At 61.6% G+C, this 17,170-nt stretch carries 8 protein-coding genes and 1 CRISPR repeat array; all 8 genes read right to left on the bottom strand.

Going from position 1 to position 17,170, the window contains the following annotated elements; translation table 11 throughout:
* Positions 1 to 254: 254 nt before the first annotated feature.
* The gene (locus DL240_RS15215) at positions 255 to 1,022 is read right to left on the bottom strand and encodes a hypothetical protein (RefSeq protein WP_111730759.1); all 768 of its coding nucleotides are present in this window, start codon (positions 1,020 to 1,022) and stop codon (positions 255 to 257) included.
* A 220-nt stretch (positions 1,023 to 1,242) separates the two neighbouring features.
* Positions 1,243 to 2,802, bottom strand: a complete 1,560-nt coding sequence (locus DL240_RS15210) for a DUF2325 domain-containing protein (protein WP_111730758.1) — start codon at positions 2,800 to 2,802, stop codon at positions 1,243 to 1,245.
* A gap of 422 nt (positions 2,803 to 3,224) precedes the next feature.
* Complete coding sequence (locus DL240_RS15205) at positions 3,225 to 5,735, bottom strand: TIGR03986 family type III CRISPR-associated RAMP protein (RefSeq protein ID WP_111730757.1); 2,511 nt, start codon at positions 5,733 to 5,735, stop codon at positions 3,225 to 3,227.
* Complete coding sequence (gene csx19, locus DL240_RS15200) at positions 5,725 to 6,357, bottom strand: type III-D CRISPR-associated protein Csx19 (protein ID WP_146618331.1); 633 nt, start codon at positions 6,355 to 6,357, stop codon at positions 5,725 to 5,727. The genes DL240_RS15205 and csx19 overlap by 11 nt, the downstream gene beginning before the upstream one ends.
* On the bottom strand, positions 6,354 to 7,862 hold the full coding sequence (locus DL240_RS15195; protein ID WP_111730755.1) for an RAMP superfamily CRISPR-associated protein: 1,509 nt from the start codon (positions 7,860 to 7,862) through the stop codon (positions 6,354 to 6,356). The genes csx19 and DL240_RS15195 overlap by 4 nt, the downstream gene beginning before the upstream one ends.
* Positions 7,859 to 9,631: an RAMP superfamily CRISPR-associated protein gene (locus DL240_RS15190; protein ID WP_111730754.1), complete on the bottom strand. Its 1,773-nt coding sequence runs from the start codon at positions 9,629 to 9,631 to the stop codon at positions 7,859 to 7,861. Before DL240_RS15190 ends, DL240_RS15195 begins: the two co-directional genes overlap by 4 nt.
* Positions 9,628 to 10,293, bottom strand: a complete 666-nt coding sequence (locus DL240_RS20970; protein ID WP_111730753.1) for an RAMP superfamily CRISPR-associated protein — start codon at positions 10,291 to 10,293, stop codon at positions 9,628 to 9,630. The genes DL240_RS15190 and DL240_RS20970 overlap by 4 nt, the downstream gene beginning before the upstream one ends.
* A 1,675-nt stretch (positions 10,294 to 11,968) precedes the next feature.
* Positions 11,969 to 13,168: a Card1-like endonuclease domain-containing protein gene (locus DL240_RS15175; RefSeq protein WP_111730751.1), complete on the bottom strand. Its 1,200-nt coding sequence runs from the start codon at positions 13,166 to 13,168 to the stop codon at positions 11,969 to 11,971.
* 349 nt (positions 13,169 to 13,517) lie between these two features.
* A CRISPR array of direct repeats spans positions 13,518 to 17,156; the repeat unit is 36 nt; unit sequence GCTTCAACGGGGCCGCCTCCCTCAGGAGGCGGAAGG.
* Positions 17,157 to 17,170: the final 14 nt, after the last annotated feature.

Below are 17,170 nucleotides of genomic sequence, written 5' to 3'. Positions count from 1 at the left end.
CTCGCCCCTGATGCTATCAGGCAACTCATGCCTCTTACATCAGCTCTGATTGTAGAGAACGCAGCGCGCCACGGCCTTCACCGGCTTATTCGGCGCGGCCCGAGCGATGAGCTGCCATTTGGTGCGTGTGGGGACGATTCGGACACGCGGAGCTCCCTCTCCTCAGGCCTGTTGAGATGAACCCTAACCCTTACGGGTTAATCTATTTTTGTAAACATGTATTTTGTAACTCATCGCCTTCCCCCCTTCTCTCTTCAAACCCTCGCCCGAGCCCGGCTCTTGAGTCCGCGGAGCTGACGGCGCACCGTGGTGCGCACCATCGCGCGCCAGTTCTTTAGATTCAGCGGCGCGAGCACCACGAGCACATCGCCCTGTCCGTAGCCCGGGTTCTGCTCGTGGAAGTAGCGCACGTGCGCCGACGCCAGCTCCTGCGAGCCGATCGGGGCGACCTCTCCGCGGAGGTGTTTGGGCACCGTGCCGATCCATTCGCCCCCGGGCCCCGGGCGCACGTTCTGGCTGTAGCGCTCGGCCACCCGGCGCATCAGCTCGCGCTCGGTCGGCGGCGTGGCCTGCTCGTAGCGGGGCCAGAAGGTCTGGTAGGTGCGGGGCAAGAGGAGGTAGCTCTTGTAGCTGAACACGGCCATCGCCAGATCGATGGGGCAGCGCGGGTACCCGAGGCGCGCCTCCAGAAAGTAGACCATCACCACGGCCTGGAGCACGTTGCGCCCTCGGAAGCGGGGCTCCAAGAGGGCGTTGCCCGGGTAGAGCACCACCCGGCGGCGGCCCGCCACCTCGAAGAGGCGCACGTCCATGGTGCCCACCCCCACCAGGGGGCCGCCCGCGCGCTCGCGCACCAGGATCACGTCGCGCATCACCTCAAAGCCGGCGTCGATAACCTGGCGGCTGCCCTCGATGTAGCGGCTGGCAAAGATGTAGATCTCGTCGCGATCGGCCGGCGTCAGGTCGGCGGCACGGCGCAGCTCCAGACGCAGGCCATTGAGGCGCAGGATTTTTAGGCGCATCGACACTCCTTAAGCCCCGATGCCCCGGGGCAGACCTTTTGTGGATGAGCGGCGTCCCTTGTACGACGTCCCGGGCAAGAGCGGACGCATGTTACATCGACGCGGCCGGGCCACGCCCCGGCGCGCGGCGCGCGGCGCCACACAGCAGACATCCGCTCGAACTCAGGGCGTACTAGTCGATGCGCGCCGGACACCACAAGCGCAGCGCACCGGCCAACGCTCAGGCCGGGTCGGCGCCGAGGGGCTCGCAGGGGACGAAGTCCTCAAACCCCTGACGCAGCCGGGCGATGCCGTAGCCGCGGTTGATGTAGACCAGGTGCACCCCGTTGGACTTGCCCGCGGCCTCGGTGACCTGGTCGCTGATCTTATGGCTGACGAAGGCCGTGAGCAGGATCACCACATCGACGCTCCCCTGCTGCATCCGCCCCGCCAGCGCCTGCACCTGCCGCACATTCTCCCCGCCGTTTACCGTAATCCACTCAAAGCTCGCCGGCTCAAAGATCTGCTCAATGCGCGCCTGGGCCCCGGGGCGGCTGTCGCCTCCGACCATCACCACCCGCGAGCGCCGGATCGCCTCGCGCCAGGGCCAGTCCGGCGGCAAGAGGCCCTCCTCAAACTCCGGTTCGGCCTGCTGCGCGGCGTCATGGGCGTCGATGGCCTGACGCAGCCGGGACAGTGACGCCCCGCTTAAGTGGTCGCGAAAGGGCCGCATCAGCCGCACCAGCCGGGGGTCATCGCCTCTTAAGCCCCCTGGCGAGCGGAGCACGTCTTCGACCAGCGCACAGATGCGATCCACCGAGGGTTCCTGGTCGATCAGCGCACGAATCCTCCCGAGCGCCCGCTCCGGATTAATCGCCCGACGCGCCTCCTCCAGCGGCTCGCCATAGTACTCATGGGCCTGACGCGCCAGCTCCCGGTGGTAGTGCACAGCGTCGGCGGCCCAGCTCCCCCGCTCGGGCCCGTGGTCGCGCGCCAGCCCGTGCACATAGCCCACGTGCCCCTGCCCCACATGCGCACGCAGGCTCTGAATCACCGTGAGCGCGTGGCGGTCCCCCTCGACCACGCCCCGGCAGTCGGCCGGAGTCTCCTCTTGCAGGTGACGAAAGCGCGCCACGATGAACCCCGCCAGCACCACCTGCACCTCGGCCGGCAGCTGCTCCCAGCGGCAGAGCGCCTCGTCTTCGGTGGCGGCCTTCAGGCGCCCCAGCTCCCCCACCGTCTCGGTGTACGTGCGCACGCGGCGAGGCGGCGCCCCGAGCTGCTCGCGCACATCCGGCAAGAGATGCGCCACCAGCTCCGCCCGCGTCGGCGCCCCACTCGCCGCCCCCGCCCGCACCTGCCCACCGATGAGGCGAGTGGGCACGCGCAGCCCGCGCGCCCTCTCGGGGGGTGGGGGGGGTTCGGCGGTGGGTGGCGCGCCCTGTTGACGCTCCGCCCCCTCCTCCGGCGCCTCCTCCGCCGGGGCCTCATCCTCCTCATCCCCCGCCGCGCGCGAGAGCCCCCCGCCCCACCCCCCATCCTCCAGGTGGTCAAAGACCCGCGCCCCGAGCTCGGCCAACAGCCCCTCCAGCAACGCGTCCAGCTCCTGCAATTCCCCCCGATGGGCCCGCGCCCCCCGCGCGCTCCGACACGCCTCGTCATAACCAATCGCCTGCCGCGCCCGCAGCGCCCGCACTCGCCAGACCAGCGGACCCACCTCCGCCAGCAACTCCGCCGGCAACCCGGCCCCCCGCGCCTCAACCTCGGTCGCCACCACCGCCATGGGCTCGTCGCTGCTCATCATGCTCCTCCTCGATGCACCACGCGCACCCGCGCACGCGTCGGTTCGAAAGATCGGCGGCAACAACCCCGGGGGGGCACGGCGATGCCGTTGTCTGGGTAGAGCTCGAGTCTAAAGCAGGTTGGCGTGTTGGGGAAGGGGTGGGTGGGGGTGAACCCGTGGTGATTAGCCGGGGGGGGAGGGGACACCATGCGCTGCTTACATCGAAACCATCTGTCCGACTCCGGTTGGATTCAGTTAATGGAGTTCGAAGAGAGGATCGCAAAAGCAGATAATGGAGGAGATGCGATAATTCATGAGGGAGCTCAGTCAGCCCGAGAAAGGCCTTCGCAATGGATGAGAAAAGAGGCACAAACAGGGCAATTAACCTGATAGCTTATCGACGTCCCCTTCTTCTATTTTGGCTACAGCCTCATCCACTACTATTTTTCTTTCAGCACGGGCATTCCCTCGTCGCTCGCTAGATTTTCTAGCGCATAACACGCCTCCTGCCGTTCGTTCGCAACGAACCACTTGAAAGACTCGCCGGCTGGGTTCGGCGGCCCCGGCAGCCCCTCCACAGTGGCACGAGGGTAATGGGTTGGAAGATTATCCTTGTGACCTCGACACGCCGTGAGAAATGCTTTGATAAATGACACTTCATCAACGTTTGTCTGGCCATCCGTGGAATAGATTTGAAGGATCGCTCGCTGGAACGCTTCCTTTGAAACCTGATGAACATTGGTCCCTACGGAATCGACCATCCAGCTTGAGTAATGATTCCTCAGATTGTCACCGCTTCGGACATCGAACGTGTCGACCTCAAGACGGACGCTCCCGAAACCGAATGGTTTGCCGCCTCCAAAGCGAAGGAAGTATTCAGACGGCAAGGACAGTAGCCAGACAAGAGCCCCAAGTTCGACCCGCGACAGATTGTGGACATGAATATCGAACCGGAATTCGGCACCAGGCTTGACCCAACCCAGAATGGAACGGTTCTGATCATCACGCTGTTCTTCGCCACCACGTTGCGGACGACGGTATTCCTGATAGTGCGCCGGGCTCCCGATACCTGTTTGAGTTCTGTCCTCCAGTGGCTCTTGCCAGTGCGCTTGCGAAAGACTCCTCTGGTGGGGATATACCTTGCGCCCTCGAAGTCCCTTTCCCCGGGAGTAGCCAGATTTATTCTTGGCCAAGCTATCCTTCTGCGCTTCTCCACTTGAGTCCCGGGCAACATAGAAACGCCCCTGTTGGGGCTTCGGCGCTGAAAGGATCGCAAGGGGCACGCCCGGGTGGGGGAACGTCTCGACTGCGTCCTCGACAGCCGACATGCAGGTCACCGGACCGACGCGAAGAAGGCCTCGAACGGCCCCAGCCCCCTGCGCCCCTCGTTTTGCTCGCACCCACCCGAATACACGGTCCGCAGGCGAGAGTTCATCGAGGCTCGTGGCGGGCCGCAGCGACGCCGGCAGCAGCTCCCAGGGAGAGACCGGATAAAGTTCGCGCGCGATCATAACCGGGAAGATAGCCTCCACATCCGTCTGCTGGTCGTTGAGTCGTACATAACAGAGGGTACCGTCTTTCAAATCCACGTCGGAGGAGGTGTAGATGTGACGGGACCATCCGGTCTTTCCTGGCTCCCGTCCAAGGTATTCGTCGAATGCCTGTCCGTTTTGCCTTCGGCGACGCAGGTCGTCTTGGTGGATCGATTGGTAGTTCTGGATCAACTCGCGCCACAAGTCGCGATGACTGTTCTTCAACGAGAATGTATTGGGCGTGTGGCTCGTGTCGGAACTGAAGAAAACACGCTCATCGTGCTTGCGATTAATATTGGCATTCGTGATGCACACCCAGCCTTTAACGCGTATGAGCGGCGAGCCAAGAGGCTCATGCCAGGAGCGGCCTCTAACCTGAGCCCCTTGGCTCGGCTCCGGCATTGCCCCCAGCTGTTCACCTTGCCGAATAATGGCGCGGACCTTCACGTATTGGAAATCTTTGGTATGCCTCTTACGTCTTCGATTCCAACGATGATGCTGAAAGCGCTCCAACCAGCACTCAACAGCGTCGCCGTGGGCCGGCAGGCTACCATCAGGATAGCGCATTGCACGGCTGTCGAGCTGTCCATTCCGGTAACGTCCAAGCCATGCCGCATATTGAGGGTCGCCCTGGTCAAGCTGCCCATCCCGAGCAATTTTGGAGACGCCTGTCATAAGCCGAATCTCACCGCTCTCGACACGTGCCGGGATCAGTCGCAATCCATCACTTGCATTCATTCGAAACGCAAGCCGACTACGCAGCTCGTTCGAAAAGGTCCCGAAGCGGGAGTTGGTGATGGCCTCATAGGCCGAACGGAGCATGCCGCGAATACCTGACGCCGGAATTGAGGGTTTTCCGTCTGTACTCAACAATAGCGGAAAGGTCTTGTGGCCGTTCGGACTCTCCTGCGCGTTCTCTATGTCCGGTACCAACAAAGGCGTCTTCGCCACCAGTCGAATACCGATACGACCGGTGTACAAAGCCGGCTCGAAGCTGTCTTGACTCACGGGGGGATGATCACCCAGCTCCGGATCCAACGTGTCGCGCGGCGGCGCCGGGACGAAGTTGTACGGATTGTGAAAGTGCCGCGTCTTAATATTTCTCTTTTGGGAATCACTGCCAGAATGCCGTTGAGACCGTGTTGATCGTCGCGGCTTCCCTCGACCGCCACCATTCGAGTCTCCGCTCGCATACGCGGTGACAAAAGCCCCTCCAACTTCCCGAATTCGCTTAGGCTGTCCGCCGACGCGCTCAAACTCCACTTCCTGGCCGTCGAGTTCATTCAACCTTGTTCGCAAGGTGTGGGATAATTGATCCTGAGCCGCATTAGCGAGCACCGTCTTTCCCTTCTTGCTTACGAATTCAATTTGAACTGCTCCCTTTTTCGAGAGGCGCAAGATTCCTTTATCAGCCGCCATGTTGTTCCCCCGTCGTGAGCTTTACGAGCCTGGTCACGGCGATGCGCACCGTGCCGTTGTCTGCATTTTGAACCCAATAGTGGCGGACGAGGAGGCGGATCTTCCCCTCTCTTAGCTGAGCACTATCAACCTTGATTGGCAAAACCTGCTCAGCGCCAGCCGCGTCAGTAACCCGGGTGAAGCCCTCGCCGACGCCTCCTCGAATCCGGTCACCGCGAACAATACGCAGCTCTTCGGACGGGCGCAGTGGGTCTATATCGCTCGTGTTGCGTTCGGGCTCGTCATCCTTAAGAAGTCGCCCGCACAGCCCATCGTCCGTGCGCCAGATAAGCAACTCGCCGTCGTCGCCGAACACTCGTAGCTCTAGGAGTGACCCTGGCAGAATCGGCGGCGACACCTCGGGCATCGCATCATGTCCCAGTCGCCATCGGTTTGCTTGTTCGTCGAAGCGTCCCCATGTCACCCCATCATCAGAGTGTGCAAGAACCCAAGTCAGCCCTGTCTCGACGCCTTCCGGCGCCAAGTCTAGCTCCCCTGCAAGCCACTCTAGGATTTGAAGACAGGTCGGCTCATTAAATAACGATATGGTGCAACCCGCGATGCTCGGTGTCGTAATGCTCACTGCGAAACTCCCTCCTCAATCACGCCAGCGGCCACCTCCACTTCATGATTAACCGATGACGGCTCGACGAACTGTTGGATTGCTGCCTCGATCTCTGCAGCAGCATCGCCGGCTGGCGACGAGCCCGGGCGAATGATCGCGGAGCGTGGTTCTGTGTCGTCCCCATCGTAGAAAGTTAGCCTTGCAGCCCCAGTTAGAACACCGCGACCGACCGCGGACGCCCCCCCCACTGGCAGCTCTCCGCTCAACAAGTCCTTGAGCACCAGCAAGAGCAATCCGAGCTCACCGGCTCTCGGATCTCTTAGTTCAAGCTGCACGCACGCCTCTCCCCCGCTTTGGACCTGCTCATCAAAGAGCGCGGTCGGAATCACGCCCTGAGTAAATCGGTCGATCGCAACACGCGTCTGCCTCGGAGACGAGCCGCCCTTGATAACCGCCTCTCCCACACGAAGCCGGGATGCGAAAAGTTTTAATCCGGGTGGAGGGCGTTGCCCCTCAAAGCGAGGACCAAAGAGCTCGTCGATCAAACGATCCCCATCGCCCTTGCGGTGACGGACGAGTCGCGCGATTCGGAGGGCCTGCGAGCGAAGAGCACCGCCAAGGCTTGTGCCACTGAGAATCGGAGATCCGCCGCTTGTGAGATGCGACACGTCTGGTGCATCAGGAGATGCTCCAGGGCTGCGGATAAGGACATCTCCCTCAACCTTGAGATGGAGCTCCAAAACAACCCGCTGCCGCGCATCCGTTAAAACTGTCAGCGCGGTCAGGGATTCGGGCGCGGCTGCCCGCAGCGCATCAAGAGCCGAAAAATCTTCGTCCGCGGTATTGTGTGGAAACTCATGATCGGCCTGAGCCCATGCCATCCAACCCGCTGGCGTGGTGAGATCGAATCGCCGAGCGGTCCAGGTCGCTGAAACCCGACCAAGGCCTCGTGACCGCTTCGCTCCGAAGGCCGTCTCACCGTCGGAGAGTGCATCAAGCGACGTCGCCAGTGCCTCGACCTGTTCTTTCTCTTGGCTCGCGTTGGCCACCAGCAGGTCGAGCCGAATGGGGAAGCTCGTTCCCGCAGGGAGTACTTCATAGTCGTACTTCTTGTTGTCCTCCGCGGTGCCAGTGGTCGGCGAGATGGCCACACCATCTCGGATCTCACTCCCCTGACCCTCGGGAAACCTGCCGATCGCGTCAAAGACAATGAGAGGGCTTTGGGCTCCGTCGTCATCGCCTCGCCCGCCACCAAAGAGGCGCGACACGGATACCGGCTCTTCTACACCGTACCCCACGAGCCGATCGGCGAGCGCGTTGCGCAACGCACCTGCCAACGTAGTTCCCGGGAGTAACGGGCCGCCATCACGAGCGTCTCGCAGTACCGTTTTATCCACCCTTTCGGACGTCTTCCCTCCGAGATGCATGGCGGTTTCGAGCCGGAGCGTCCCGCAGATCACCCACCGCGCCAGAATCGGTCGGCCGGGCATCGCGTCGTCAAGGGGCAATTGGGCGTTATTCATTGATTGCCTCCTCGATTTCGTCGCGCCATAGCAGCAAGCACCCCGTCAATGAGGTACACCGTCAGCTCTGCTGCGTGGTCATCCAGAATTACCTTTGCTGCGTCTGGCGTGGTCAGGCAATGGCGTTGCGTTAAGCTACATAATGCAGCCGGGGCCGGCGTCCCCGCAGCCTCAACGAGGCGAGACCATTCTCTCTTATCGTGGTCGAATTCGGTGAGTGCGCGGAACCAAGTCAGCAGCGTCCCCCCCTCACACAGACAATTCTGGAGCTTTTTGCGTGCCTCGGGCTTCAGAGCATAGTCGCCCTCCTCACCGCACCAGGTGCACAGATGAACCAGTGCCTGGCGTGCGGTGGCTTCGTCGCAAACTACACGGAAAAGTGTGCGAATCCGGCCAAGCAAACTCGTCGTTGGAAGACTTGACGCTCGGCCGGCGATATCCGCTGCCACGCGGTCCAGCTCACGTTTGGCCGCAGATCGCACGATCCGCCTCTCCAAGAACGCCAGTTGGTCAGCTGCCGAAGGGTCCATCGCTTGCGCAGCATCTGCGGCGTGGTTCGTTCCAAGACCGCTTGCATCATAACAAACTACAAGTGACTTCGTATCCTCCTCATGGCAGAGGAACATAACTCGGCCGAATCCCTCGACGCGGCGCTCACCGAGTCCTTCCCGCTCGATTCTTCGAAGGACTGTGACGGGAACCGCCCCCTTGGCCCTCAACACGAACACAGAGCCTGCCGATGCAGCCAGAGCTTGTGGTACCTCAAGGCGCCACTTTCGATTGAAGCTCCCGACAGTCTCAAATGACCAATAGCGGCGCTCGATAACCACGTCGAGGCCGCGTTGATGGAGTTCGTGAACCAGGGCTGTAGGGTCAAGCTGTCCGGTAACGGGATGTCTTCCGACATAGGCGGAGGCGAGGAGTAGCCGAAAGCAAGTTCCGGACTCCAGATCCGCAGTCAGGCCGCCGGCGATGTTTCCCTGCTCCGCGTCCATGAACGACGCGTTGAATTGGAGCTCGGCGTCGCCGCCATAACCAGCACGGCGAGCCCGGCCCACGAGGATCGGCTTCCCGTCAAGTAACGCTCGAAGACGCTGCACGTAATCATCCCGGAGTTCTCCGATACGATGTGCATCCGCCGACTGGGTGGCGTGCAGATGGACTTGCACCAGACCGCGGAAAACTTGTTCCGGCTCAAGGTACTCATAGGAGAAGATAGCCCCCCGAGGAACCTCGCGCCCATCGACCTTGTCTGTCCATGGCCGCCCCCTAATACGGTCACGCTGTTGGTGAAGGCGCGCATCGATTCGCGGCGCTGCGACCGTTCGTGCACCTGACGATGTCAATGGTGTGGTGAAGGGAACGCCAAGTGAGACGAGCGTCTCATCTGGCCAATGATCCGCAAGATCTTCTGCGTCACAATCCTCCGTCACACGGCCATCGAACGCAGCCAAGTCTCGGACACTCTCCAGGCTGCTCTTTACACTACACCAGGATTGCGGCACCAACATCGCACGCTGGCCATTTAGCTCCGGATAGGCATGTAGGTAGCGGACGGCGCCGGTGAGGACGAAGTCTCTGAAAACGTCACTATTTGCAGTCTCACCCTCGGCGAGCAATCGAGCAGCGACTGCGCCGCGAATGACACTGCCCGGGATAAACGGCTGCGTGACGGCTCTATTCGGATCGCCCGACAGGGCCGTCGTGATCGCCGGAGCGCGCAGGGTCAGCGTGTAGGGCAAGAAGATTGTCGTAGTGTCGCCGCTCACGAAGCCCTCCGTTTTGAATCCCCTTCGGCCAAACGCCGGGTAAGAGCCAGATCTCCGTCGAGGGTACACCGAAGGTGCCCACGCCCCCGATTGCGTGTCAGCCCTCCGTGGCGAGTGACCAGCGCGCACAGCGCGAGCACTTGCAGGTCATCTGAATTCGGCTGATAGCCGTCAAGCCACGTCAGTGCGACTTTAAACCGAAACCCCCGAAGCACGACCCTGGTGCTCCTCAACGTCGTGATTTCAGGAGCTCCGCAGCTCCTATCCTCGGCAGTCTGGTAACGAATATCGGTGAACGCATCCAAGATCGCTTCCGGCCCCAATGGACTCACGCTGCGTTGTAAACTAATGCGTACTGCCTCCCGAATCGGTTCAGGCAAATATGCATCGCCAACCCGCAGACGACATTCATCGTCGAGGCTCTTGCTGCGTCCCAAAACCCTGGCCGCGGCATCATTGAGATCGGGAAAGTGGGGCTGCATCGACAACCACGAGTCGCGGAGCAATCCCCGTATCGTCCTTCCTCCGATCAAGGGCAACCCGAGAGAATCGTGCTCGACTTCAATGTCAACCAGGCCCGCAGTGCCCTCACCGCGACTGAATGTTGCGTCCGAGAGAAGTTCCACTCGCAGACTTGCGGGGATGATGCTCTGTGTTGTCATCGGCTCATCTCCTCTGCTGCATTGCCACTAGGCTCAGAAGCTGTCCCAGCCACACGAAAGTCCGGCTTGAGGCGAAGATGTAGGTCGAACATTTCGACAGCATCAAGCAGCGGCGTCTTCTGTCCGAGGTACCCGCTGTCGTCGAGAGCCCCCGGAAGCTGAATAGTTGATTCCGTCGCCCTCCATGCCCCAATTTGACGTTCGACCTCATGGGCTCCGCCCACTACGACGGAACCGAGAGCTTTGACCCGATTTCGGCTCCCCGCCCAACAATGGGCTCCACGAAGCCCACGAGCACCTCCATCGGATGGAGGCCCGAGGAGTTCATTATCGAGCCAGGCCCATGTTTGTATTCTATTCGAGGGTCCAGTAACCGGGAACGGTCGCATCGTAAGTTCTATGTTCCCGCGGGAGTATTCCCGCTCACGAATCTGGGCCACCGACTCGCCTGGACGTGTCGTGCCGATGTGCCAGTCGAGCCACCCCCCGGTTTCCATCGCAGCGTCTTGATTAGCAACCGTGCGAGCGCGTTTGGCGTTCCGGCAAAGGTCTTCTGCAATCTCGTAGCTGCGGTGAAACGGCGCGTGTGCTTTGACCAGCGCTACGCCCGCACACGCTGTTAGCGTCGTTGAAGCACCATCGTCCCCGAGGTGCGGAATCTCGTGGCGCTCGAACTCTTGCAACGTTGCGGCAGCCAGATCGAGCGCGATTCGCGCGTCGCACAAAAAGGTGAGGTCATCACCGCCCAGGAGCACAGGGCGAAGCGGGAGAAGGACGGTTTGCCTCGCCCTACGATGAGTTCTATCGTCCCGCCAGTCATGAAGGCGATACCCGAGCTCCACAGGCGTTCCTCGTAGCACGCAATGGTCGTCTTCAATCTGGATGCAAGAGGCTACGCGACGGACCGCAGTCAACAGAGCAGAATGTCCGGCCCTGTCGATGGCATCCGACCACTCATGGTATTGGGCACGGATGCTTTCATCGTCTGTTCCTTGTTCGAGGCAACGCTCCAGCCACCTCTTGATACGGCGTCCCACGCCATTGCCGTCAACATGCACCACCCCCACCAAGCTCGATTGCCCGTACGTCCGCCCCATATGGTCGATTTCATCTGGAAAGTCTGCTCGCCAGCCAGGCATAGGCTCCAAAGATGAAACGAAATTCGCCCAACGCGCCCTTGCGTTGTCGACGCACATCCGAAGTTGGTGAACGCCGGACGACACGAGCTCACCGTGGTCCATATTCGTCGCTGGCAGCCCGGTGTTTGAGCAGGACGCGGTGACGCTGAGACCTAGCTGCGGCATATTGGGCGCACGGCCATACTTGGCACGAGCAACGTCCACCTGGAGGACGCGGAGCGCCCACGCAAGCGACTGCGCTTCGTAGGGACGATGCGCTACTACAACGTCCAGGCCTGGAGCCGTCTCATGAAGCCATCTGGAGTAACAAGCAGACCAGTCTCGTGCCTGCTCAATGGTGTCGAACTCGATAATGGCGTTTCCGCCCGCAGCGAGAAGCACAGCCGACGAGGGGAGTTCTGCCCACTGCACGAGCTGTTCGCGCTCTGTCACATGGGACACCATCCAGGAAGAGGCCAGCACATCTCGGAGACGGCTGGAACCGAAAACGTAACGCTGAATGCCGAGCACATCGACTGCAGTAAGAACGGGCATTGTCAGCTCTCCATCCAAGATTCTAACGCATATAAGTTCGGTTGCTGGCCTTCGCAGGCAGACCATGTTTTGAGATCTGACAGTCCGAAGACTCGCGTCGTGTTTGTCGCCCCCCAGAGGTCATTGATGTCCTGCTGAAGTTCTCTCACGGTCTTATCGTCGGCCAAGCAGACCAGCGCTGCGCGGGCAAGGTCGCCACCGAGTTGACGCGACCGCACCGCGACCTCAAAGAGCTTGGATTTGCACCTGCTTTTAGTGTCATCAGTAGTGCAAGACACAAAGTACGTTCGATGACCGCGAACGACCGCCACATCCACTTCGAGATTCGCGCGATTTTCACCACGGAACGCGTTAACACCCACCACGACTTCCGGGACTGGCGTCATTTCGAGCTCGCCAATCTTCGTTCCAATCCACTCTTCGAGCCATTCACCACCAATGAATTTGTACCAACTCTTATAGAGCCTGCTATTCGTCTGTTCGGACTCCGGCAGACCCCGAATACTCAGGTCTAGACCATAAGCACTTGGTTGAAACGGCTCCGAAACAGCCACTTTAGGCTTTCTCAGTGTTTCAAGACGAATTCGCTCTTCGTAAAGTTTTTTCGCCAATTCTGGCTCTTGAAGAACAGCGCAGAGGATCTTCCGGGCATCATCTTGTGTTGGTGCGCCCTCTCGGGAGGAACGGGGCCTGTGATTTATACCGTGCAGGGCGAGGACTGTCTGTAATTCCAGCGCCGGGCTGCAGAGTTCCTCCAGGCTGAGCGCGCGCCCGTTGTCATAGCGAAGTCGCGGCTGGACATCCTTTCCGCCCTCGTCGAGGTACGACGATTGTTCCGGCATTCCGCCACTCTCAGCGAAAGCAATTCTCGCGTGTGCAGCCATAACTTTGGTGCCACCCGTGTAGTTTAGCTCGAACGAACCGATTTGATTACCTTGAGCAAGGAGCCTCGCAATGGTACGCCGAACAGTTAGCGCACACGTTGCATCCTGGACGAAGGCGTCAACGATGTTGGAGTTGCCCAGGACCCGCTGGAGTTCGCTCTTCAATCTATCCTTCGCAACCTCGGTCTCCTTCGTATAGACAAGCCCGACACATTCAGGTCGCAGAGCACGTGCCACGAGGTAATTTGGAAGCGGATTCGAGCCGACGAGAAGAATAAGTTTCTCAACATTCGATTCGTATTGCATCTGTTCAGACATAGTATCCCCTTCTACTCATCGCCGATAATTTTATAAATCGTCTTCCGGCGTGACGTTCGTCCGCGCTATTTTCAATCCACACATCAATGACCATCTGTCGACACTATCAACTTTCACACACCGAAGCCCCGGCCACTTGCTGCACCAGGGCCATCGTGGACGCGGTATTTTCCCCAAATCTTCAAGAAGGCGGCGAACTCAAAATGAGCAGAATCTCGTCGTCCAACGAAGGCATGTCACGCAAAAGAGGTACGCGTCGGATACCATAAAAGGCCAGCGTTCACAACCGGACCATTTCGATGACGCGGGTGGATCGAACGGAACGATACGCCCAAACGATGCCGCCCCCCCTTCAACGGGGCCGCCTACCGAGGGAGGCGGAAGGTGGCCTATTATCGCAGTATCAATCGGCCTCTCGCTCATGCTTCAACGGGGCCGCCTCACTCTGGAGGCGGAAGGCTGATCACCTCCAACGCATCGACAGCCCAGCAGCACGGGCTTCAACGGGGCCGCCTCACTCTGGAGGCGGAAGGTGGGTGGACAAGTCCGGCAAGAAGCAAGATCGCACCGCTTCAACGGGGCCGCCTCACTCTGGAGGCGGAAGGTCTCAAGGGCTCGATGAACGCTACCTGGGCGCGCCGGCTTCAACGGGGCCGCCTCACTCTGGAGGCGGAAGGGCGATGCAGACCCACTCGAAGCCGTGCCCGCCGGCCTGCTTCAACGGGGCCGCCTCACTCTGGAGGCGGAAGGCCTCTTCCCTACGACCTTTCCACCCTGCAGCGTGAGGCGCTTCAACGGGGCCGCCTCACTCTGGAGGCGGAAGGGGCAAGTCAACTCACGCTAAAGGCGTTCAACATGAAGATTGCTTCAACGGGGCCGCCTCACTCTGGAGGCGGAAGGCAGGCCATGCGGTCCGTCGAGGCCATCCGAGATCCAGCTTCAACGGGGCCGCCTCACTCTGGAGGCGGAAGGTCGACGTCACCTGTACGGTCATGGCCAAGATCCAGCTTCGCTTCAACGGGGCCGCCTCACTCAGGAGGCGGAAGGCAGGATCTGCGGCGCGAGTTTGGTTGGCGCGCCATCAACGCTTCAACGGGGCCGCCTCACTCTGGAGGCGGAAGGTGGGGAGGCTCTTGGCACCCGCTATGACCGGGAGGCGCTTCAACGGGGCCGCCTCACTCTGGAGGCGGAAGGGCGTCGCTCGGATTCGCGGGCGCACTCGACCAGCTCAGCTTCAACGGGGCCGCCTCACTCAGGAGGCGGAAGGGCGAACGTTCCGCGACGATCTCCACGTCTTCCTGGTCCTGCTTCAACGGGGCCGCCTCACTCTGGAGGCGGAAGGTCGGTTCTTCACGCTGACCGGCTACGCCGGCACCGGGCTTCAACGGGGCCGCCTCACTCAGGAGGCGGAAGGGAGGGGTGTCATTACCAAGACAATCCGGATTTGTGGGCTTCAACGGGGCCGCCTCACTCAGGAGGCGGAAGGAAAGCGCGATGAGCTTGAGCGCCGCAAGCTATACTGGCTTCAACGGGGCCGCCTCACGCTGGAGGCGGAAGGGCCAGTGTGCGATCAGGTCGAGATCGTAGGCGCTGGCCGCTTCAACGGCGCCGCCTCACTCTGGAGGCGGAAGGATTGTAGCGGTGCCGGATGTGGCGCGAGCCCTGAATCTTCAACGGGGCCGCCTCCCTCAGGAGGCGGAAGGCCGAAGAGCAAACGGCGGCGTGAAGTGGGGTGGCTGTGGCTTCAACGGGGCCGCCTCCCTCAGGAGGCGGAAGGTTATCTACACCAACAATATAGACCAGGGGACTTTAGTGGCTTCAACGGGGCCGCCTCCCTCAGGAGGCGGAAGGGTCGCTGAGGCGACTGGCACCACCATCACCAAAACCCGTGCTTCAACGGGGCCGCCTCCCTCAGGAGGCGGAAGGGCCGATCGGTGGATGTCGCAAACAGCGACCGACACCGAGGCTTCAACGGGGCCGCCTCCCTCAGGAGGCGGAAGGTCCTCGCCACCGAGGGCGTCAAGCGCGCTCCCGCACTGCTTCAACGGGGCCGCCTCCCTCAGGAGGCGGAAGGTTTAGGCGCGCTAAGGGTTTTCTGGCTCGTGCTGTACTCGCTTCAACGGGGCCGCCTCCCTCAGGAGGCGGAAGGCCGATTCAGATGTCTGAAGGAGATGAGATGCCTTTTCGCTTCAACGGGGCCGCCTCCCTCAGGAGGCGGAAGGAACCCTACCACCTAACCCCAACCGAAAATTCTGGGATGCTTCAACGGGGCCGCCTCCCTCAGGAGGCGGAAGGGGCTTTGTTTTTGTGGCCGTTGTACTCGGTCATTTTGCTTCAACGGGGCCGCCTCCCTCAGGAGGCGGAAGGCTGCGTCGTAGCGATCCCCTTGACCTTCTCCTCACCCTGGCTTCAACGGGGCCGCCTCCCTCAGGAGGCGGAAGGACGGTCATGATCTTCGCCGCGCCCGAGGGAATCATCACGCTTCAACGGGGCCGCCTCCCTCAGGAGGCGGAAGGTCCTGCGCGGCATCGTCGAGCACGACCAGCGCACCGGGCTTCAACGGGGCCGCCTCCCTCAGGAGGCGGAAGGATCCAGACAGCTGGACATATGACATCACCGTCCTGCTGAGCTTCAACGGGGCCGCCTCCCTCAGGAGGCGGAAGGGGCAAAAGAAAAACACAAACAAGAAGGAAACATCAATGCTTCAACGGGGCCGCCTCCCTCAGGAGGCGGAAGGAAACCTCGCCAGTCGTGGCCGTCACGCCGTCCAGGTAGCTTCAACGGGGCCGCCTCCCTCAGGAGGCGGAAGGCCGAGCTGATGGTTGATGGCGTAGGGCACCTGCGTTCCGGCTTCAACGGGGCCGCCTCCCTCAGGAGGCGGAAGGTCGTCAGCCATGGTTGTCTTCAACGTGGCCAACGCTTGGCTTCAACGGGGCCGCCTCCCTCAGGAGGCGGAAGGAGCGAGAGCAGGCGCTCAGAGCGCGAGCTCGATCAGGAGGCTTCAACGGGGCCGCCTCCCTCAGGAGGCGGAAGGTTCGGTATCGGCACCGCGCACGCGGAAGAACCCGCCCGGGCTTCAACGGGGCCGCCTCCCTCAGGAGGCGGAAGGCAAGGTGCCGTAACAACGGCTATAGGGCAGACCCCGCTTCAACGGGGCCGCCTCCCTCAGGAGGCGGAAGGTTCGCCCCGTACATGGTCCCGCGCGTGCGATCGTCGACGCTTCAACGGGGCCGCCTACCGATGGAGGCGGAAGGGACGAGACGGCGGGGTACCTCTCAGCGTTCGTGGCGCTTCAACGGGGCCGCCTCCCTCAGGAGGCGGAAGGGCGGCAATGTGCGTCTCGTAGTGCGCTACAGATCGCTGCTTCAACGGGGCCGCCTCCCTCAGGAGGCGGAAGGACGCCGCCCACAGCTCCGGAGCGCCGTTGGTAGCCGGGCTTCAACGGGGCCGCCTCCCTCAGGAGGCGGAAGGCCAGACACAGAACGCGCCACCGCCTTCGTTCTCCACCGTGCTTCAACGGGGCCGCCTCCCTCAGGAGGCGGAAGGACTGCGGACCTCGTACACATACCACGGACCGCTCAGCTTCAACGGGGCCGCCTCCCTCAGGAGGCGGAAGGGTCTCGCGACCATCGAGGAACGCCACCTGGACGCCGTCGCTTCAACGGGGCCGCCTCCCTCAGGAGGCGGAAGGCGTAAGTGGCTGACATCTTTAGACATATCCCCAACTGGGCTTCAACGGGGCCGCCTCCCTCAGGAGGCGGAAGGGGCGATGGTCGGCGACTACCTCGCGAGCTCGGCCGGCGAGCTTCAACGGGGCCGCCTCCCTCAGGAGGCGGAAGGCCACTTTCTTTCGCGCCGTGTGGGCCCAAGAGGTCGGGCTTCAACGGGGCCGCCTCCCTCAGGAGGCGGAAGGCGGCCCAACCTCAGCCGCGTAACGCGCGGCGTCGCCCATGCTTCAACGGGGCCGCCTCCCTCAGGAGGCGGAAGGCTCTTTAAACCCGG

Origin of the sequence: Lujinxingia litoralis (assembly GCF_003260125.1) — a bacterium.
Classification (GTDB): domain Bacteria; phylum Myxococcota_A; class Bradymonadia; order Bradymonadales; family Bradymonadaceae; genus Lujinxingia; species Lujinxingia litoralis.
The sequence above is the reverse complement of the archived record's forward strand: the minus strand, read 5'-3'. Positions and strand labels throughout refer to the sequence as shown.

Coding starts and splice junctions, on each gene's coding strand:
- DL240_RS15215 (WP_111730759.1), bottom strand. CDS start 1,022: ATGCGCCTAAAAATCCTGCGCCTCAATGGCCTGCGTCTGGAGCTGCGC.
- DL240_RS15175 (WP_111730751.1), bottom strand. CDS start 13,168: ATGTCTGAACAGATGCAATACGAATCGAATGTTGAGAAACTTATTCTT.
- DL240_RS15210 (WP_111730758.1), bottom strand. CDS start 2,802: ATGAGCAGCGACGAGCCCATGGCGGTGGTGGCGACCGAGGTTGAGGCG.
- DL240_RS15205 (WP_111730757.1), bottom strand. CDS start 5,735: ATGGCGGCTGATAAAGGAATCTTGCGCCTCTCGAAAAAGGGAGCAGTT.
- DL240_RS20970 (WP_111730753.1), bottom strand. CDS start 10,293: ATGACAACACAGAGCATCATCCCCGCAAGTCTGCGAGTGGAACTTCTC.
- DL240_RS15195 (WP_111730755.1), bottom strand. CDS start 7,862: ATGAATAACGCCCAATTGCCCCTTGACGACGCGATGCCCGGCCGACCG.